The organism is Streptomyces sp. NPDC021225 (genome assembly GCF_044332865.1).
Classification (GTDB): domain Bacteria; phylum Actinomycetota; class Actinomycetes; order Streptomycetales; family Streptomycetaceae; genus Streptomyces.
The window spans coordinates 428,684-445,767 of sequence record NZ_JBIRPV010000007.1 but is presented as its reverse complement, the minus strand read 5'-3'; the positions used below and the strand labels follow the sequence as shown (position 1 = coordinate 445,767).

Here is a 17,084-nt window from a genome sequence, read left to right as displayed (position 1 = left end):
GTCGTCGCCGTGGCGGCCGCGTTCGGCTGAGGCCGAGCCCGAGCCGTGCCGCCGCCACGGCGTGACGTGACGTTGAGTCCTACCAGGCGAACGCCTCGGGCGAGGGGCCCGTACCCGGGAAGATCTCGTCCAGCGCGGTCAGCAGCTCCTCGCCGAGCGTCAGCTCGCTCGCGCGGACCGCGGAGGTGAGCTGCTCGGCGGTGCGCGGGCCGACGATCGGGCCGGTCACCCCGGGCCGGGTCAGCAGCCACGCCAGGGCCACCTCGCCGGGCTCCAGATCGTGCTTGTCGAGCAGGTCCTCGTACCGCTGGACCTTGTCCCGCACCGCGGCGTCCTTCAGCACGTCGGCGCTGCGCCCGGACGTGGAGCGCGCACCGCCGCCCTCGCGCTCCTTGCGGAGGGCGCCGCCCAGCAGCCCGCCGTGCAGCGGCGACCAGGGGATCACCCCGAGGCCGTACTCCTGCGCGGCCGGGATGACCTCCATCTCGGCGCGCCGCTCGAACAGGTTGTACAGGCACTGCTCGCTGACCAGCCCCAGCGAGCCACGGCGGCGCGCGGTCTCGTTGGCCTGGGCGATGTGCCAGCCGGCGTGGTTGGAGGAGCCGGCGTAGAGGACCTTGCCCTGCTGCACCAGGACGTCGATGGCCTGCCAGATCTCGTCCCAGGGCGTCGAGCGGTCGACGTGGTGGAACTGGTACAGGTCGATGTGGTCGGTGCCCAGCCGCTTGAGGCTGGCGTCGACGGCGCGGCGGATGTTGAGCGCGGAGAGCTTGTCGTCGTTGGGCCAGGGCTCGCCTTCGGCGCCCATGTTGCCGTAGACCTTGGTGGCCAGCACGGTCTTCTCGCGCCGCCCGCCGCCCAGCGCGAACCAGCTGCCGATGATCTCCTCGGTGCGGCCCTTGTTCTCGCCCCATCCGTAGACGTTGGCGGTGTCGAAGAAGTTGACGCCCGCGTCGAGTGCCGCGTCCATGATCGCGTGGCTGTCGGCCTCGTCGGTCTGCGGGCCGAAGTTCATGGTGCCGAGGACCAGCCGGCTGACCTTGAGTCCCGTACGTCCGAGCTGCGTGTACTCCATGAACACCTAGCCAAGCCGTTCGAGTGCGCTCGAATCAAGGGCCCGCCGGGTCAGCTCAGGGCCAGTGCACTTCACCTTCGGTGACGGACACCGGCGCGAAGGTGTCCTCCTCGTAGAAGCGCAGATGGCACTGGAAGCCGAGGGAGTCCACGGCCCGCTCGTGCAGCCAGACCAGGAGCTCGCCCAGCCTGCCGAACTCGTCGGGGTGGAACTCCTGGCGGGAGGTCAGGGCCCAGCCGCCGTGGTTCCCGGGCTCCAGGGCCGACAGGAGTACGCCGCCGGCGCGGTGGGCGGGGCCCTTGGCGGCGAGGACGGGGTACGGCTCGTAGACCGTCAGCCAGTTGCCCTGCTCGTCCTCCTCCGGCCGGCCGTCGTCGCCGATCAGCGGCTCGGCGTAGTCGGTCACGAGGGACAGGGGGGCGGCGGGCTGCGGGGCGAGGCCCAGGTGCCAGCGGAGTTCGGATATCTCGGCGTCCGAGAGGGTGTCGGGGAGATCCACCGACAGGATCAGGTCATAGATATCGGCCACGCGGAGATCATAGCGCCGGGCGATTCCGGAAGGTGGTGCGGAAAATCCGAATGCCCGCATTCTCGGCCGGGGTGCGGCCGAAAAGCGGGCTCTCGGATGCTTCGCCGAATTCTTTTTCTTATCGGCTGTTGCGGGACTTCATGAATCCGAGGACGCCGAAGACGATGGTCAGCGCCGCGCCGATCAGCACCATGTAGAGGCCGGGGCCCGCGGAGATGTCGAGCTGCTTCACGGCCTCTTCCGCGGCCTTCTCGGCCATGCTGTCGGAAACGTTCTCCTCGTCCATGTACTTCTGGGCGACCAGACGAGCCGGGTCCGCCATGTTGATCACGGCGAAGACCGCAGTGACCAGCGACAGGATCGCGGCGCCCAGGTAGAGCGGCGCCTTCTTGGCGACCATGGCGCCGACCAGGACCAGCGCGGCGACGACGGAGACGATCAGCGTGATCACGCCGTCGCCGTCCATCCCCTTGATGCCGCCGTCCGCGCCCTCCATGCCGGAGACCACCCAGTTCACCAGCGAGCCGACAAGGGCGATGACCGCGCCGACGATCCCGAAGATCGCGAACTTCTTGGGCGGCGCGGAGTCCGCCGGAGCGCCCCCGTGCGCGGGCGGCGCGGTTTGTGCGTAAGAAGAACCACCGTAATTGCTCATGGGGCAAGACCGTAGGCGGGCCGTATTCTTCAATGCAACGCCGCGGTCCGCTTTGCCGTCAATGACCGATAAATTTCCGGAAATTAATCTCCGGATCAGCTCAACTGATCGGGAGATTATGAATTCTCTTTACGAGATGCGCCGAGCGCTTCCGCATTCGTTATCTGCCCGTTCTCGACGAAGTCAATCAGACCGGTGTAGCGGCTCTGGGGCCGCCCCCTGGCCGACTGCCGCCCCTCGGGTCCGCGTCCGGATGGCAGGCTTGGCCCCATGCGTTCGCTTCCGTCCGTCCTCGGCGCCGCCGCGCTGGCGGTTCTGCCCGCCGCCGCCCCGGCCGCCGCCGACGACCACACGTCGCCGTCCTCGTTCACGATCGAGGACTCCCGGATCACCGAGTCCAGCGGCCTGGCGGCCAGCCGTCTTCACCCGGGCGTCTACTGGACGCACAACGACAGCGACGACGGCCCGTACGTCTACGCCGTCGACAGCAGGACCGGGCGCACGGTCGCGACCGTCACCCTGCGCGGCATCGGCAGCCCGCGCGATGTGGAGGCCATCTCGATCGGGCCGGACGGCGCCGTCTATGTCGCCGACATCGGCGACAACCTGGGCGGGACCTGGCCGCATGTGTGGATCTACCGCTTCCCCGAGCCGAAGAAGCTCGGCGACACCACGGTCACGGCGACCCAGTTCACGGTGAAATACGAGGACGGCCCGCGCAACGCGGAGGCGATGATGGTCGATCCCAGGACCGGCCGGGCCTACATCGCGAGCAAGAGCCAGGACAACGGCGGCCTGTACGCCGGCCCCGAGAAGCTGTCCGCCTCGGGGGTCAACATCTTCCGGCGGGTCGCCGACATCGACATGGAGGTGACGGACGGAGCCTTCGCCCCGGACGCCAGCAGACTCGTGCTCCGCGGCTATTTCAACGTCGCCGAATACCGCTGGCGCGGCGGAAAGCCGGCGAAGCTCGACAAGGAGCCGGATCTGCCGTTGCAGCGGCAGGGCGAGTCGGTCACCTTCACCACCGACGGCGGCACGCTGATGTACGGCACGGAGGGGCCGGGCAGCAAGGTCACGGCGGTGAAGCTGAGCGGGGAGCTGCTGCCGGACGCGACGGCGAAGGAGCAGAAGAAGAACGGGGGCGGGGACTCCGCGGCGGGCGGTGAGGCGTCGGAGAAGGAGAAGGACGGCAATCTGTTCAAGGCGGCGCTGACGTTCGCCGCTGCCGCGGCCCTGTTCTTCGGCCTGCGCTCGCTCTTCCGCCGGCGGCGCTGAGGGGCTCCGGAGTCACTGCCCCGGGGCTACTGTTCGGCGGCGTCGCCGGCGCGGGTCTCGATGAACGCGCCGATGCCGTCCAGCAGCCTCTTCAGGCCGAATTCGCGGACATCCGTGTCCGGCCCCTTGAAGGCGTCCTCGTCGAGCGCCGCCTGCATCGGGAACCGGCCGCTGGCGAGCGCCTTCTCCATCGCGGGCCCGTGCGCCTTCCAGAACTCCTCGTCGCTGACGCCCGTGCGCTTCTCGGCCATCGTCGAGTTCAGATGGGTGCGGGCGACGCCGGTGGCGAACCCGTCGACGGTCACGATGACATGGACCCGCTCGCGGTCGGTGAGGCCGAGGCCGTCGAGGCCGCGCAGCGCGAACTCCAGCCCCGCCATGGCGTTCGGCCCGAGGACGGGGCGCGCCTGGTCGACCTGGAGCAGCCAGGGGTGGCGCTCGTACAGCTGCCAGGCGCCGCGCGCCACCATCTCCATCGTCTCCCGCCAGCCCAGCTCCAGGTCGTGGACGGTGGGGTCGAAGGACTGGACCTGATCCAGCATCAGGTCCAGTAGCTCGGCCTTGCCGGGGATGTACCGGTACAGCGACATGGTGCCGGTGCCCAGTTCGGCCGACAGCCGCCGCATGGAGACCGCGGCGAGCCCTTCCGCGTCGGCGATGGCGATGGCGGCCGTCACGATCCGCTCCAGGGTCAGCCCGGGTTTGGGGCCGCGGCTGGGCCGCTCGCCGGTGCCCCACATGAGCTCGAGGCTGCGGGAGATGTCTCCGCTGCCGCTGTGTTCGGTGGTCGTCATCGCGTCCTCATCCTAACGCCACGACCAAAAACTGAGTACGGTGTACCCGCTATTGGGTACGCTGTACCCAGTGACCTGATGGGCGCCGAACGACCTGGGGGTTTCTTGTGGACACGGCGCGATGGGCGGTCCTCACCGAAGGACTGTGCAAGCGATACGGACAAAAGTGCGCGCTCGACGGCTTCGACCTGGCCGTCGGCCGCGGCACCGTCCAGGGGTTGCTCGGCCCCAACGGCGCGGGCAAGACGACGGCGGTGCGGATCCTGTCCACGCTGGCCCGGCCGAGCGGCGGCCGGGCGACCGTCGCCGGATTCGATGTGACGGAGCAGCCCCGCCAGGTGCGCCGCCGGATCGGGCTGACCGGCCAGTACCCGGCGCTGGCCGAGCCGCTGAGCGGGCGGCAGAACCTGGTGATGTTCGGCCGCCTCTTCCACCTGGACAAGGCGCGGGCCGCCCGGCGGGCCGACGAACTGCTGAGCGCGTTCGGGCTGACCGAGGCCGCCGACACGGTTTCCAAGGAGTACAGCGGCGGCATGCGGCGCCGGCTCGACCTGGCCGCGAGCATGATCCTCGCCCCGCAGGTGCTGTTCCTCGACGAGCCGACGACCGGGCTCGACCCGCGCGGCCGCAACGAGGTGTGGGAGGCGGTCCGCTCGCTGGTCGCGGGCGGTACGACCGTGCTGCTGACCACGCAGTACCTGGACGAGGCCGATCAGCTCGCGGACCGCGTCGCCGTGATCGACCGGGGGCGGAAGATCGCCGACGACACGCCCGCCGAGCTCAAGCGGGCGATCGGCGGGGACCGGATCGAGGTGGTGGTGCGGGAGACCGCCGACCTGCCGGCCGCCGTCGAGGCCGTGGCGCGGGTCATGGACCGGGCCGCGGTCGGGGTCGGGGGTACGGGCGAGCGGCCCGCCGAGCCGCGGGCCGACCGGGAGGACCGCCGGGTGACGGCCCCGGTGCGCGACCGGGTCACGGCGCTGACCGAGGTCGCCCGGGCGCTCCAGGAGCGGGGCGTGGCCGTCGAGGACATCGGGCTGCGCCGCCCGACCCTGGACGAGGTCTTCCTGCGGCTGACCGGACATCGCACGGACGACGAGCCGAAGGCTGACAAGAGGGTGGAGGTGGCCGCATGAGCCGCGTGGTGACGGAGGAGCGGGCAGCGACGAGGGAAGCCCGCGCGCCCCGGCGCGCCGGGACTGAGCGGGAGGAGGGCGCATGAGCACCGCAGCAGAGGTCAAGGCGGTCGTGGACGGGCCGGAGCGGCGGGTCTACTGGGCGGTCGCGGACTGTCTGACCATCGTGCGGACCGACTTCATCAGCCGTCTCCGCTATCCCTCCGCCATCGCCTGGCAGCTCGGCACGCCCGTGATGTTCGTGCTGCTCTTCGTCTATGTCTTCGGCAGTGCGATGGAGGTGGGCGGCGGGGCCGACTACGAGGACTACGCGCTGCCCGGCATGTTCGCGATGACCATGGCCAACGGCTTCATGGGCACTGCCGTGGTGGTCGCCGCCACCAAGGAGAGGGGCGTCATGGACCGCTATCGCTCCATGCCGATGGCGCCCTCCGCGGTGGTCAGCGGCCGGGGCATCGCCGATGTCATCGGCGCCGCCGTGGATCTCGCGGTGCTCGCGACGATCGCCCTGGCCGTCGGCTGGCGGCCCGACGGCAATCTGCTGGAGACGCTGAGCGCCTTCGCGCTGCTGATCCTGCTGCGGTCCGCGCTGATCTGGGTCGGGGTGTGTCTGGGGCTGCTGATGCCCAATCAGGAGGCCGCGGGGAATCTCTTCGCGGTCGCCTTCCCCCTCGGGATGATCTCCAGCGTCTTCACCCCGCCCGCGATGATGCCGGACTGGCTGGCGGCGATCGCGCTGTGGAACCCCGTCTCGTCGACGGCCAACGCGATCCGCGATCTGTTCGGCAACCCGGTCCCGGGCGGGGGCGGCTGGGTGGAGGAGCACGCGATGCTGATGGCGGTGGTCTGGCCGGTCGCCCTCACGGCGGTGTTCCTGCCGCTGGCCGTACGGCGCTTCCAGCGGCTGAGCAGCTGACCCCCCGTACAACCGGCCCATACGCGGAAGGGGCCCGCGGCCGAATCGGCCGCGGGCCCCTTCCGGGGTTGTCCGGATGTCAGAGGTGCTCGATGACGTAGTCCACGCAGGCGGTCAGCGCCTGCACGTCGGACGGCTCGACGGCCGGGAACATGGCGACCCGCAGCTGGTTGCGGCCCAGCTTGCGGTACGGCTCGGTGTCCACGATGCCGTTGGCCCGCAGCGCCTTGGCGATGGCGGCGGCGTCGATGTCCTCGTTGAAGTCGATCGTCCCGACGACCTGCGACCGCTTGGCCGGGTCGGTGACGAACGGCGTGGCGAACTTCGACTCCTCCGCCCAGCCGTACAGCGCGCTCGAGGAGGCCGCGGTGCGCTGCACGGCCCAGTCCAGGCCGCCCTGCCCGTTGATCCACTCCAGCTGGTCGTTGAGCAGGAAGAGCGTCGCGAGCGCCGGGGTGTTGTACGTCTGGTTCTTCAGGGAGTTGTCGATCGCCGTCGGCAGCGAGAAGAACTCCGGGATGTGCCGGCCCGAGGCGTGCACGCGCGCGGCGCGCTCCAGCGCGGCGGGGGAGAAGGCCGCGACCCACAGGCCGCCGTCCGCGGCGAAGGACTTCTGCGGCGCGAAGTAGTAGACGTCCGTCTGGGCGATGTCGACGGGCAGGCCGCCAGCGCCCGAGGTCGCGTCCACCAGCACCAGCGCGCCCTCGTCGGCGCCCGCCACCCGCTCCAGGGGCATGGCGACACCGGTCGAGGTCTCGTTGTGGGTGAGGGCGTAGACGTCCACGCCCTCCTCCGCCTGCGGCAGCGGGTGCGTACCCGGGTCGGAGGAGATCACGGTCGGCTCCTCCAGCCACGGCGCGAGCTTCGCGGCCTTGGCGAACTTGGAGGAGAACTCGCCGAACGACAGGTGCTGCGACTTGGCCTCGATCAGGCCGTGCGTCGCGATGTCCCAGAAGGCGGTGGAGCCGCCGTTGCCCAGGATCACCTCGTAGCCCTCGGGGAGCCGGAACAGCTCGCGCACGCCCTCGCGCACCTTGCCGACCAGGTTCTTGACCGGGGCCTGGCGGTGCGAGGTGCCCAGCAGAGAGCTGCCGGTGGCGGCCAGGGCGCTGAGCGCCTCGGTGCGCACCTTGGAGGGGCCCGAGCCGAAGCGACCGTCGGCGGGCTTGATGTCAGCGGGAATCTGGATCTCAGCCACGGGGGAAGCCTAATCCGTCGGTATGCGCGGCCTGCCCCGGTGTCCACCGGATGAGACACGGCGTCTCTTCTCCGGGATGGCCCACGAGGCGGCGAGCGCGCCGCAGGCCACCAGCGCGAAGACGGCGAAAGCGCTGGTGTAGCCGGATTCGGCGGGGAAACCGGGGGCGCCGGCGGGGCCCGCGGCGTCGAGGACCGCGGCCGCCATCTGGGCGCCCACCGCACCCCCGACGGTGCGCGCGATCGTGTTGACGCCGCTGGCCACCCCGATGTCCGCGGGCCCCGCCGTGTCGACGACCAGCGTCCCCAGCGCGGCGAACGACAGCCCGTACCCGGCGCCGATGAGCACCCCCGCGGCGTGGAACTGCCACATATGGGCGTGCGCCACGGCCAGGAGCGCGAACGCGAGCCCGCCGCACGCCACGCCCAGGCGCAGCGGCGCCCGGGCCCCGAACCGGTCCCGCAGCCGGGTGGTGAGCGGGCTGACCGCCAGCATCACGACCGCGACCGGGACCAGCACCAGACCGGCCTCGCCCGCCGAGGCCGCGAAGCCGTACCCGGCCGAGGGCGGCGTCTGGACGAACCGGGGGACGAGCGTGATGACGCCGAACATGGCCGCGCCCACGATGAACGTCACCACATTCGTGGCCGCCACCGGCCTGCGGCGCAGCACGCGCGGATCGACCAGCGGCGCGTCGACCCGCGATTCGACGGTGCCGAAGGCGGCGAGCGCGGCCGCCGCGCCCAACAGCAGGCCGATCACCCGGGGCGAGCCCCAGCCCCACGCCGCGCCCTGGCCGATGCCCAGCAGCAGACAGACCAGCGTGCTCCCCAGCAGCGCCGCGCCGGCCAGGTCGACCCGCCCGCCGGGGGGCGCCGCACCGGGCGGCAGCCGCCGGGCCAGCGCCAGGGCGGCGCCGGCCAGGACGAGCAGCGGCCAGAACAGCCAGGCCGTGCCGAACGCGCCGGACATCGGGCCCGACAGCACCATCCCCGCCGCGCCGCCGACCCCGAACATCGCCGACAGCATGGCGATCACGCCCCGGGCGCGATGCGGCTCCACGGCCGTCCGGACCAGGCCGAACGCCAGCGGGAACACCCCGCCCGAGACGCCTGAGACCGCGCGCCCGGCCAGCAGCAGCGGCAGCGAGCCCGCCTCGGCGCCGAGCGCGCAGAGCAGCGTGCCGGCGGTGAAGCAGCCGAGGCAGGCCAGCAGCACCCGGCGGTAGCCGAACAGATCGCCGAGCCGGCCCGCGATCGGGGTGGTGACGGCACTGGCCAGCATGAAGGAGGTCAGCAGCCAGGTGGTGGCGGCGCCGGAGACATGCAGGGAGCGGCCGAACGCCGGAAGGGCCGAGATCACGATCGTCTGCGCCATGCTCGCCGCGAGCGCCGCCGTCAGCACGGCGGGAACGACGAGGCTCGGCCCAGTGCCCCCTTCGGCCGTGCCGCGGCGGCCACGTAGTAATCCGAGCACCAGCATCGCCCCACCTCCGGAGGTAGTTAGGTGAGGCATACCTTAGGAACTTGCGGACACTGTCCGCAAGTTGTTGCCCGGTACGGTTCGGCACGTGAACACGCAAGCCTTGGAAGATGGTTCAGGTGCGGGGGAGCGGCGCGCCTGGGGCAGCCTGGACCGGGCGCACATCGTCGAGACGGCGGTCGCCCTGGCCCGCAGGGAGGGCATGGCCGCGCTGACCATCCGGCGGCTGGCGGCCGAGGTGGGCGCCTCGCGGATGGCGCTGTACCGGCACATCCCCGACAAGGACGCGCTGCTCGGCCTGGTCGCCGACGCCGTGGCCGAGTCCGAGGTGATCCCCGACGAGGCCCGAAACGGCCCCTGGCAGCAACGGCTGCGCCACCTCGCGCACGGCATGCACCGGCGGCTCACCGCCTACCCCGGGCTCGCCGAACTCATCGTGATCCGCGGCAACCACGGCCCCGGCGGGCTGCGCCTCGCCGAGACGATCGTCGAGACCCTCTCCGAGGCGGGCCACGACGAGCCGACCACCGCCCGCTACTACCTCGTCTTCATCGACCTCGTTCTCGGCCGCGCCCACCGGGAGGCCGCCCAGGGTGACCCGACCACGCCCCGGCGCAACGCCGCGCTCCTCGACGCGGCCGAGCGGCGCGCCGACGCCCCCCGGCTCGCCGCGCTGGCGCCCCATCTGCGCGCCGTGACACACGACCAGGTCTTTGAAACGGAACTCGACATTCTCATCCGGGCCCTCGCCGGGGACCATGGGAAACATGGTTGATCACGAGGCAGACGGAGCAGGCGGAGCAGACAAGACAGGCGAAGCACAAGACCTGGAGCGGGCCCTGCGCCGGGCCGTGCGCGGCGAGGTCTCCTTCGACACGACGAGCCGCGCGCTGATGACGATGGACGCGTCGAACTACCGCCGGGTGCCCGCCGGGGTCGTCGCGCCGCGCGACGCCGACGACGTCGCCGCCGCGCTCGCCGTGTGCCGCGAGCGCGCGGTGCCCGTGGTGGCGCGCGGGGCCGGCACATCGATCGCCGGACAGGCCACCGGGGTCGGCGTCGTCCTCGACTTCACCCGCCACATGCGGTCCATCGTCTCCCTCGACCCGGACGCGCGCACCGCCGTCGTCCAGCCCGGTGTGATCCTCGACGACCTACGGGCGGCGGCCGGTGCCCATGGGCTGACCTTCGGCCCCGACCCGTCCACCCACAGCCGCTGCACCCTCGGCGGCATGATCGGCAACAACTCGTGCGGCTCCCACTCGGTCGCCTGGGGCACCACCGCCGACAACGTACGGGAGCTGGACGTCGTGACGTACGGCGGCGAACGGCTGCGCGCCGGGCGCGGCCTGGACGGGCTGCCCCCACGGCTGCGGGAGGCCTTGCGCGCCCTGGTCGACGCCAACCTCGCCCTGCTGCGCACCGGCTTCCCCGAACTGCCCCGCCGCATCTCCGGCTACGCCCTGGACGCGCTGCTGCCCGAGAAGGGCGCCGATGTGGCCCGCGCGCTCACCGGCAGCGAGGGCACCCTGGGCGTGCTGACCGAGGCGACCGTACGCCTCGTGGACGCCCCCGCCGCCCGCGCGCTCGCCGTCCTCGGCTACCCCGACGAGAGCGCCGCCGCCGAGGCCGCCCACACCCTGCTGCCCCACGGCCCGCTCACCGTCGAGGGCATGGCCGCCGACCTGGTCGCGGGGGCGACCGGGCTGCCGGGGGGCGGCGCCTGGCTGTTCGCCGAGGTCGGCGGCGAGACCCGGGCGGAGGCCCTGGCCCGCGCCGAGGCCCTGGCCCGTGCGGCCGCCGACGCCACCACCGACCACACCGTCGTCGCCGACCCGGCCGGGCAGCGCGCCCTGTGGCGGATCCGCGAGGACGCCTCCGGCACCGCCACGCGCATGCCCGACGGCAGCGAGGCCTGGCCCGGCTGGGAGGACTGCGCCGTGCCGCCCGCCCGACTCGGCGCGTATCTGCGCGACTTCCGCGCGCTGATGGCCCAGCACGGGCTGCGCGGCACGCCGTACGGGCACTTCGGCGACGGCTGCATCCACGTACGCATCGACTTCGACCTGCTCACCGAGGCCGGGATCCGGGTCTTCCGCGGCTTCTCCACCGACCTCGCCGACCTCGTCGTCGCCCACGGCGGCTCGCTCTCCGGCGAACACGGCGACGGCCTGGCGCGCGCCGAACTGCTGCCCAGGATGTACGGCGACGAGATGGTCGGGCTCTTCTCCCGCTTCAAGGACCTGTGGGACCCGGCGGGCGGCCTCAACCCCGGCGCCCTCGCCCGCCCGCAGCGCATGGAGGAGAACCTGCGCTTCGCCGTGCTGCCCAGCCGCCCGGTGGACGTGGAGTTCGGCTATCCGCACGACAACGGCGACTTCGCGGCGGCGGTGCGGCGCTGCGTGGGCGTCGCCAAGTGCCGCAACGAGTCCGTCTCCGGCGCGGCCGTGATGTGCCCCTCGTACCGCGCCACCGGCGACGAACAGCACTCCACGCGCGGCCGCGCCCGCCTGCTGCACGAGATGCTCGCGGGCGAGGTCGTGCGCGACGGCTGGCGCTCGGAGGAGGTGCGCGGAGCGCTCGACCTGTGCCTGTCGTGCAAGGGGTGCCGCAGCGACTGCCCGGTCGGGGTGGACATGGCCACGTACAAGGCGGAGTTCCTGCACCACCACTACGAGGGCCGGCTGCGGCCCGCCGCGCACTACTCGATGGGCCGGCTGCCGGTCTGGCTCCGGGCCGCCGCCGCGCTCCGGGCGGCGCCGGTCGCCAACGCGCTGGCGGGCGTGGCGCCGCTGGCCGCGCTCGCGAAGCGAGTCGGCGGCATCGCGCCGGAACGCGACATCCCCGAGCTGGCCCCGGAGCCCTTCACCCGCTGGTGGCGCAGGCGGGCGCGGGCCGCTGCGCGGGGCGGCAGCGACGAGCGGGGCGGCCCGGGCGCCGGGCCGGGCGGCGGTGGCGCGTCCGCGCCGGGGCAGCCCGCCGCGGGGGCGGCCCGCCCGTGGGCGGGCGAGGCGGCGCGGGCCGGCGGCCGCGCACAGACCCCCACCGTCGTGCTGTGGCCCGACACCTTCACCAACTACCTCTCCCCGTCCGTCGGGCAGGCCGCGGTGCGGGTGCTGGAGGCGGCCGGGCTGCGGGTGGTCGTGCCGCCGGGGCCGGTGTGCTGCGGGCTGACCTGGGTGTCGACGGGGCAGCTCGACCGGGCCCGGTCCGTCATGCGGCGCACCCTGGACGTCATGGCCCCGGCCCTGGACGCCGGGCTGCCCGTGGTCGGCCTGGAGCCCAGCTGCGCCGCCGCGCTCCGCACCGATCTGCCCGAACTCCTCGGCACCGCCGACCCCCGCGCCGCCCGCCTCGCCGACTCCGTCACCACCTTCGCCCAGGCGCTGGAGGACCACGCCCCCGACTGGCGGCCCCCGAAGATCGACCGCCCGGCCGTCGGGCAGACCCACTGCCACCAGCACGCGGTCCTCGGCGACGCGGCGGAGCGCCGACTGCGCGCCCGCGCGGGCCTGACGGGCGAGCTGAGCGGCGGGTGCTGCGGGCTGGCCGGCAACTTCGGCTTCGAGCGGGGGCATTACGACGTCTCCGTCGCCTGCGCGGAAGAGCAACTGCTGCCGTCCGTACGCGGCGCCGACCCCGCCGCCGAAGTCCTCGCGGACGGCTTCTCCTGCCGTACGCAGCTCGACCAGCTGGCAGGGCGCCGGGCCCGCCACCTCGCGGAGGTCCTGGCCGAGCGGCTGCCCTGACGCACGCACATCTACCGCGTGCTCACCTGGCCGGGGCGGGCTGGGCGTGGTTGACGATGACGCCGTTGACGACGTTGCGGGGCGCCTGGCCCGACAGCACCCGGTCCAGGCTCTCGACCAGCCGCGCCCTGATCGCGTGGTACGCCTCGTGGGTGACGCCCGCGGTGTGCGGGGTGAGCAGCACGTCGGACCGGCCGCGCAGCGGGGAGCCGGCGGGCAGCGGCTCCTCGGCGAACACGTCGAGCGCGGCCCCGGCCAACTGCCCGCTGTCCAGGGCCCGTACGAGCGCGTCCTCGTCGAGGACCCCGCCGCGCCCTGCGTTGATCACGTACGAGCCCTGGTGCATACGGGTCAGCAGGGCGTCGCCGACGAGGCCGCGGGTGGCGTCGTTCAGCGGCATGTGCAGGGTCAGCACATCGGAGCGGGCGGCGAGTTCGTCCAGGGGCACGTACTCGCGCTCCGGCTCGGACGGCACGGGGTCATGCACCAGCACACGGCTGCCGAACGCGTCGAGGCGCCGCGCGACGGCCCGGCCGATGGTGCCGAACCCGGCGATGCCCACGGTCAGCGCGGCCAGATCGCGCCCGCGCAGCCCCTCGGGGCCCCAGCCGCCCCCGGCGATCCGGGCGTGCCCGGCCGCGTAGTGCCGCACCAGATACAGCAGCGCGCCGACCGCCCAGTCGGCGACGGCGTCGGCGTTGAACCCGGGGAGGTTGGCGACCGGGATGCCCAGCTCGGCCGCGGCGCGGTGGTCGACCCCGTCGAAGCCGACGGCCACGGACTGCACGAGGCGGCACCGCCTCATCTGAGCCAGCAGCTCCGCGGTGATGCGGCGCTCCTTCTCCAGCGGGGCGAGGACGACCGTCGCGTCGGCGAGCGCCGCCCGGTGGTCGTGCGGGTCCTCGTCGGGGCCGATCTCGGTGATGCGCAGGTCCGGGTGGCCGGGCAGCAGCCGCCGCAGCTCATCGGGGCCCAGGTCATTGAGGTGATACAGGGTCACGAGGTGGTCGTCGGGCATGGCGGGCGGCTCCAGAGGTCATCCAGGGTGTGGGGACGCCAAGAGTTTTCGCCACCCCTTAAGATCATGTCAACGGTTAACCGATAACGGTTACCCGTGAGCGTGACCCGGGGCGGCCTTGACGCTCCGCGCCACGCCCCCACCCGCACCGCCGAGGAAAGGAACCGGACCATGACCGCTCAGCGCACCGTCGTCACCGCCCTGACCACCCCGTTCACCGCGGATGGCGACCTCGACCTGCCCGCCGCCCGCGCCCAGTACGCGTTCGCCGCCCGCACCACCGGACAGCTGCTCGTCGCGGGCACAACCGGTGAGTTCCCCGCCCTCAGCGAGGGCGAGCGCATGCTGCTGACCGAGACCGCCCTCGCGGAAGCAGGCGCCGACGGCGTCATCGCCCACATCGGCGCCCCCGACGCCCACGGCGCCGCCCGGCTGGCCCGCGCGGCCGTGGCGGCCGGCGCCCGCCGGCTGGCCGCGCTGACCCCGTACTACCTCCCCGCGAGCGCCGACGAACTCCTCGCGTACTTCGGCCGCATCCGGGAGGCCGCCCCCACCGCCCAGCTGTACGCGTATCTCTTCCCCGAGCGCAGCGGCCTGACGGTCGATCCGGTCCTCTTCGGCAAGCTGGCCGCCTCCTGCGGCCTGACCGGCGTCAAGCTGAGCGGCGCGCCCTCCACCGAGGTCGCGGCCTACCGCGCCGAACTCCCCGACGACTTCGAGGTCTACTCCGGCAACGACCGCCGCCTCGCCGACGTCCTCGCCGCCGGCGGCGCCGGTGCCGTCTCCGGCTGCTCGGCCGCCTTCCCCGAGCCCTTCCTCGCCCTGGCCGCCGCACTGGCCTCCGGCGCCGACGACCTGCCCGCCCTCCAGGACCGCGTCGACCGCACGGTCGACCTCCTTGGCCCCAGCATCGGCCGTATCAAGCACGCCCAGCACACCCGCGGGCTCTCCGCCGGCACCTCCCGCATGACCGTCGGCGACCCGGACCCGGAGACGGCCGCAGCGATCGAGGCGCTGGGGCGGGAGATCCAAGGCTGACACGGGAGCTGAGGCGGCCCACCGCGCCGGCCGGAAGGTCTCGTTCGGGTGATTTGCGGCCTGACCGTGATGCCTGGGCGCACCCGCTCTCGTTAAGCCTGCGGGGCTCGGCATACCGTGGGGGTGGACAAACGCTGTGCTCAAAAATGGTCCGAAACGGGAGGGTTCCGGCGATGGTGGACCGCTTCAGCGACCCGCTTCTGAGCGTCCAGGACGCCGCCCGGCACTTGGACATTCCCGACCGTACGCTCCAGCGCTGGCTGCACCGCGAGAGCGCCGCCGGATCCCCGCTCGTGCACGGCGTCCAGCCGGTCAAGCGCGGCTGGCCGTCGATCCCGTTCGTGGCGATCGTCGAGGCGTATGTGCTCCGCTCGCTGCGCGACTGTCTGAGCATGTCCAAGATCAGGGAGGCGGCGGAAGCCGTCCGCTTGGCGTTCGGCGACGAGTACGGGCTGGCCACCCGGCGAATCGCCACCGATGGCGTGGACATCTTCGTGGAGTACGCGGATGGCGATCTGGCTCGCGCCCGCGACGGTCAGCGGCCCATCAGAGAGGTGATCACCGACTACCTGCGTTACATCGCATGGGAGAGCGGCGATCAGTACCCCTACCGACTACGCCTGCGCCAGTATCCGGACGTCGCCCCGGTGATCATCGATCCGCGGTTCGGCTGGGGCGCGCCGGTCGTCGCCGAGAACAAGGTCCAGGTGGAGGCGATCGTCGGTCTGTGGGAGGCCGGGGAGTCGCTGGAGACCGTCGCGGACGAGTACGGGCTGACGCGTGAGCAGGTCGAAGCGATCTGCCGGACAACCCGCCGACGAGCCGCCTGAGTTCCTTGCCGACCGCTCCTTGGGGCGCCGTACCGTCGCGCTGCTGCGGGAGGCCGGGTGGTCCGTGCGCCATCTCGGCGAGGTGTACGCCGATGACGGGCAGCATGTCCCGGACGAGGAGTGGATCGCTTGCGGGCTGGCCAATGGGTGGGCTCTGCTGACCCAGGACGAGAGGATCCGGTACCGCGCGCATGAGCGCGGTGCTCTTGACGACGGTGGCAACCCCTTGTTCTACCTGAGCAAAGAAGGACCTGCTGATTGCGGACAAGGTGCACCGGTTCCACAGCCAACAGGTGGCCATTTACCGAGCCGTAGCCCGGGGCGAAGCCGCCATCTACGCCGTCTACGAAGACCGCATCGAGAAGAAGTGGCCGTAGCCCTGGCATCCGACAGGCCTCGCTGTTTCAGCCGTCGACGCTTCCGGATGTCGCACAACCACACGCCGAGGTGGTCCTGACCGTTGTCGGGCATGCCGAGCTCCCCTCTGGCCTTGACACGGTGAGCCTCTACCCGTGGTTAAACCCGTCAAGTGCCGCCTGGTCACTCGCGAAAACCAGTGGCACGGCTTGGTGCATACCAATTAGCTTGCGCGCTCGTGACCGAAGGTTCGAAGGCTTCGAAGGCGCGGGGGCTGTTCTCCCGGACGTACGCGGCCGCCACCGCGAGCTTCGCGGCGGTGATGTTCCTGACCGGGTTCGCCGCGCTCGCCGTGGTGCCGACCCTGCCGACCGCGGCCCGGGACCTGGACGGGGTGTCGCTGTTCCCCGTGGTCGCGGGGTGCTTTGTGACGGCGAGTCTGCTGGGAGGGGTGGTGGGCGGCAGGTCGGCTGGGCCACACCAGCGGCGCGATGCAGACCAGCCAGAACCTCGGCCAGGTCACAGTGATGGCCCTGGCCTTCGCCACGCTCAACACCTGCGTGGCGATGGGCGCCTCCACGATGGCCGGTTACGGGGCCGCCTTCGGGCTGCTGCTCCTGCCGCCCCTGCTGATCGCCCTGCTGGCCGGGCGCGCCCGCAGCACGGGAGGCAGAGTGGTGGCCGCCGTCCACGCCGATGAACCATCGCTCACCGGCAGCGGTTCCGACTGAGCCGTGGGGCCGGGGCCGTCTGGGATTCTCTTCCTCATGAACACACCACCAGACGGGCTGCCCGTCTACCGCGTCCTGACCGGACCGGACGACGCCACGTTCTGCCGACGCGTGAGCGAAGCGATCGCTCTCGGCTACGAACTGCACGAAGGCCCTGCCGTCACCTTCAACGGTGAGCGCGTCATCGTCGCCCAGGCGATGATCTGGCCGACGCGCCCGTAAGGACCTTCTGTCCCGCTGGGCCGGACGGGACCGGGCGGCAAAATCATGCAAGCGCGCTTGATTGTTTCTCGCCGCG

Annotated in this window: 17 protein-coding genes and 1 pseudogene; 11 read left to right on the top strand and 7 right to left on the bottom strand. The window is 72.3% G+C overall.

Annotated elements, in window-relative coordinates:
* Positions 1-79 precede the first annotated feature (79 nt).
* The 3 genes from ACH4S9_RS30790 to ACH4S9_RS30780 all read right to left on the bottom strand — a co-directional run bounded on the left by ACH4S9_RS30790 (position 80) and on the right by ACH4S9_RS30780 (position 2,259).
* Positions 80-1,075: an aldo/keto reductase gene (locus ACH4S9_RS30790; protein WP_398374748.1), complete on the bottom strand. Its 996-nt coding sequence runs from the start codon at positions 1,073-1,075 to the stop codon at positions 80-82.
* 55 nt (positions 1,076-1,130) lie between these two features.
* Positions 1,131-1,604, bottom strand: coding sequence for a hypothetical protein (locus ACH4S9_RS30785; protein ID WP_385351067.1), 474 nt, complete (start codon positions 1,602-1,604; stop codon positions 1,131-1,133).
* Positions 1,605-1,722: 118 nt separating this feature from the next.
* The gene (locus ACH4S9_RS30780; protein WP_398374746.1) at positions 1,723-2,259 is read right to left on the bottom strand and encodes a hypothetical protein; all 537 of its coding nucleotides are present in this window, start codon (positions 2,257-2,259) and stop codon (positions 1,723-1,725) included.
* Between the two features lie 270 nt (positions 2,260-2,529).
* On the opposite strand from ACH4S9_RS30780, the gene ACH4S9_RS30775 reads away from it, so the two are divergent.
* Positions 2,530-3,537 (top strand): hypothetical protein, encoded by a 1,008-nt coding sequence (locus tag ACH4S9_RS30775; protein ID WP_398374745.1) that lies wholly within the window; start codon positions 2,530-2,532, stop codon positions 3,535-3,537.
* A 26-nt stretch (positions 3,538-3,563) separates the two neighbouring features.
* Here ACH4S9_RS30775 and ACH4S9_RS30770 read toward each other — a convergent pair whose 3' ends face one another.
* Positions 3,564-4,331: a TetR/AcrR family transcriptional regulator gene (locus tag ACH4S9_RS30770; RefSeq protein WP_398374743.1), complete on the bottom strand. Its 768-nt coding sequence runs from the start codon at positions 4,329-4,331 to the stop codon at positions 3,564-3,566.
* A 107-nt stretch (positions 4,332-4,438) separates the two neighbouring features.
* Between ACH4S9_RS30770 and ACH4S9_RS30765 the strand changes: the two genes are divergently transcribed.
* Together ACH4S9_RS30765 and ACH4S9_RS30760 are read left to right on the top strand one after the other, a co-directional pair.
* Positions 4,439-5,467 carry an ATP-binding cassette domain-containing protein gene (locus ACH4S9_RS30765; protein ID WP_398374741.1) on the top strand — a complete coding sequence of 343 codons (1,029 nt, stop codon included), beginning with the start codon at positions 4,439-4,441 and terminating at the stop codon, positions 5,465-5,467.
* An 82-nt stretch (positions 5,468-5,549) separates the two neighbouring features.
* The gene (locus ACH4S9_RS30760; RefSeq protein WP_361184156.1) at positions 5,550-6,383 is read left to right on the top strand and encodes an ABC transporter permease; all 834 of its coding nucleotides are present in this window, start codon (positions 5,550-5,552) and stop codon (positions 6,381-6,383) included.
* A 79-nt stretch (positions 6,384-6,462) separates the two neighbouring features.
* Here ACH4S9_RS30760 and serC read toward each other — a convergent pair whose 3' ends face one another.
* Positions 6,463-7,581, bottom strand: a complete 1,119-nt coding sequence (gene serC / locus ACH4S9_RS30755; RefSeq protein ID WP_385350385.1) for a phosphoserine transaminase — start codon at positions 7,579-7,581, stop codon at positions 6,463-6,465.
* Positions 7,582-7,590: 9 nt separating this feature from the next.
* Positions 7,591-9,063, bottom strand: a complete 1,473-nt coding sequence (locus tag ACH4S9_RS30750; protein WP_398374739.1) for an MFS transporter — start codon at positions 9,061-9,063, stop codon at positions 7,591-7,593.
* Between the two features lie 88 nt (positions 9,064-9,151).
* On the opposite strand from ACH4S9_RS30750, the gene ACH4S9_RS30745 reads away from it, so the two are divergent.
* Both ACH4S9_RS30745 and ACH4S9_RS30740 read left to right on the top strand, forming a co-directional pair.
* Positions 9,152-9,838 carry a TetR/AcrR family transcriptional regulator gene (locus ACH4S9_RS30745; protein WP_385350379.1) on the top strand — a complete coding sequence of 229 codons (687 nt, stop codon included), beginning with the start codon at positions 9,152-9,154 and terminating at the stop codon, positions 9,836-9,838.
* The gene (locus ACH4S9_RS30740; RefSeq protein WP_398374737.1) at positions 9,831-12,812 is read left to right on the top strand and encodes an FAD-binding and (Fe-S)-binding domain-containing protein; all 2,982 of its coding nucleotides are present in this window, start codon (positions 9,831-9,833) and stop codon (positions 12,810-12,812) included. The genes ACH4S9_RS30745 and ACH4S9_RS30740 overlap by 8 nt, the downstream gene beginning before the upstream one ends.
* A gap of 22 nt (positions 12,813-12,834) precedes the next feature.
* Here the strand turns inward: ACH4S9_RS30740 and ACH4S9_RS30735 are convergent, their stop codons facing one another.
* Positions 12,835-13,830 carry a 2-hydroxyacid dehydrogenase gene (locus ACH4S9_RS30735; protein ID WP_398374736.1) on the bottom strand — a complete coding sequence of 332 codons (996 nt, stop codon included), beginning with the start codon at positions 13,828-13,830 and terminating at the stop codon, positions 12,835-12,837.
* 171 nt (positions 13,831-14,001) lie between these two features.
* On the opposite strand from ACH4S9_RS30735, the gene ACH4S9_RS30730 reads away from it, so the two are divergent.
* The 6 genes and pseudogenes from ACH4S9_RS30730 (at position 14,002) to ACH4S9_RS30705 (ending at position 17,008) form a co-directional block, all read left to right on the top strand.
* On the top strand, positions 14,002-14,868 hold the full coding sequence (locus ACH4S9_RS30730; protein WP_398374734.1) for a dihydrodipicolinate synthase family protein: 867 nt from the start codon (positions 14,002-14,004) through the stop codon (positions 14,866-14,868).
* Positions 14,869-15,041: 173 nt separating this feature from the next.
* Entirely contained in the window at positions 15,042-15,698 is a 657-nt protein-coding gene (locus ACH4S9_RS30725; protein ID WP_398374732.1) for a DUF433 domain-containing protein, read from the top strand.
* The gene (locus ACH4S9_RS30720) at positions 15,649-16,155 is read left to right on the top strand and encodes a hypothetical protein (protein ID WP_398374730.1); all 507 of its coding nucleotides are present in this window, start codon (positions 15,649-15,651) and stop codon (positions 16,153-16,155) included. Before ACH4S9_RS30725 ends, ACH4S9_RS30720 begins: the two co-directional genes overlap by 50 nt.
* Before the next feature lie 138 nt (positions 16,156-16,293).
* A pseudogene (locus ACH4S9_RS30715) lies at positions 16,294-16,527 on the top strand (MFS transporter); the annotation flags it as partial.
* Between the two features lie 19 nt (positions 16,528-16,546).
* Positions 16,547-16,786 (top strand): hypothetical protein, encoded by a 240-nt coding sequence (locus ACH4S9_RS30710; protein WP_361184144.1) that lies wholly within the window; start codon positions 16,547-16,549, stop codon positions 16,784-16,786.
* A gap of 36 nt (positions 16,787-16,822) precedes the next feature.
* Complete coding sequence (locus ACH4S9_RS30705; protein ID WP_398374728.1) at positions 16,823-17,008, top strand: DUF1737 domain-containing protein; 186 nt, start codon at positions 16,823-16,825, stop codon at positions 17,006-17,008.
* Positions 17,009-17,084: the final 76 nt, after the last annotated feature.

Bases quoted from the DNA above. Each gene is read 5' to 3' on its own strand.
- ACH4S9_RS30790 (WP_398374748.1), bottom strand. From the start codon at position 1,075: ATGGAGTACACGCAGCTCGGACGTACGGGACTCAAGGTCAGCCGGCTG.
- ACH4S9_RS30780 (WP_398374746.1), bottom strand. From the start codon at position 2,259: ATGAGCAATTACGGTGGTTCTTCTTACGCACAAACCGCGCCGCCCGCG.
- ACH4S9_RS30775 (WP_398374745.1), top strand. From the start codon at position 2,530: ATGCGTTCGCTTCCGTCCGTCCTCGGCGCCGCCGCGCTGGCGGTTCTG.
- ACH4S9_RS30770 (WP_398374743.1), bottom strand. From the start codon at position 4,331: ATGACGACCACCGAACACAGCGGCAGCGGAGACATCTCCCGCAGCCTC.
- ACH4S9_RS30760 (WP_361184156.1), top strand. From the start codon at position 5,550: ATGAGCACCGCAGCAGAGGTCAAGGCGGTCGTGGACGGGCCGGAGCGG.
- ACH4S9_RS30750 (WP_398374739.1), bottom strand. From the start codon at position 9,063: ATGCTGGTGCTCGGATTACTACGTGGCCGCCGCGGCACGGCCGAAGGG.
- ACH4S9_RS30740 (WP_398374737.1), top strand. From the start codon at position 9,831: ATGGTTGATCACGAGGCAGACGGAGCAGGCGGAGCAGACAAGACAGGC.
- ACH4S9_RS30735 (WP_398374736.1), bottom strand. From the start codon at position 13,830: ATGCCCGACGACCACCTCGTGACCCTGTATCACCTCAATGACCTGGGC.
- ACH4S9_RS30730 (WP_398374734.1), top strand. From the start codon at position 14,002: ATGACCGCTCAGCGCACCGTCGTCACCGCCCTGACCACCCCGTTCACC.
- ACH4S9_RS30725 (WP_398374732.1), top strand. From the start codon at position 15,042: ATGGTGGACCGCTTCAGCGACCCGCTTCTGAGCGTCCAGGACGCCGCC.
- ACH4S9_RS30710 (WP_361184144.1), top strand. From the start codon at position 16,547: ATGCAGACCAGCCAGAACCTCGGCCAGGTCACAGTGATGGCCCTGGCC.
- ACH4S9_RS30705 (WP_398374728.1), top strand. From the start codon at position 16,823: ATGAACACACCACCAGACGGGCTGCCCGTCTACCGCGTCCTGACCGGA.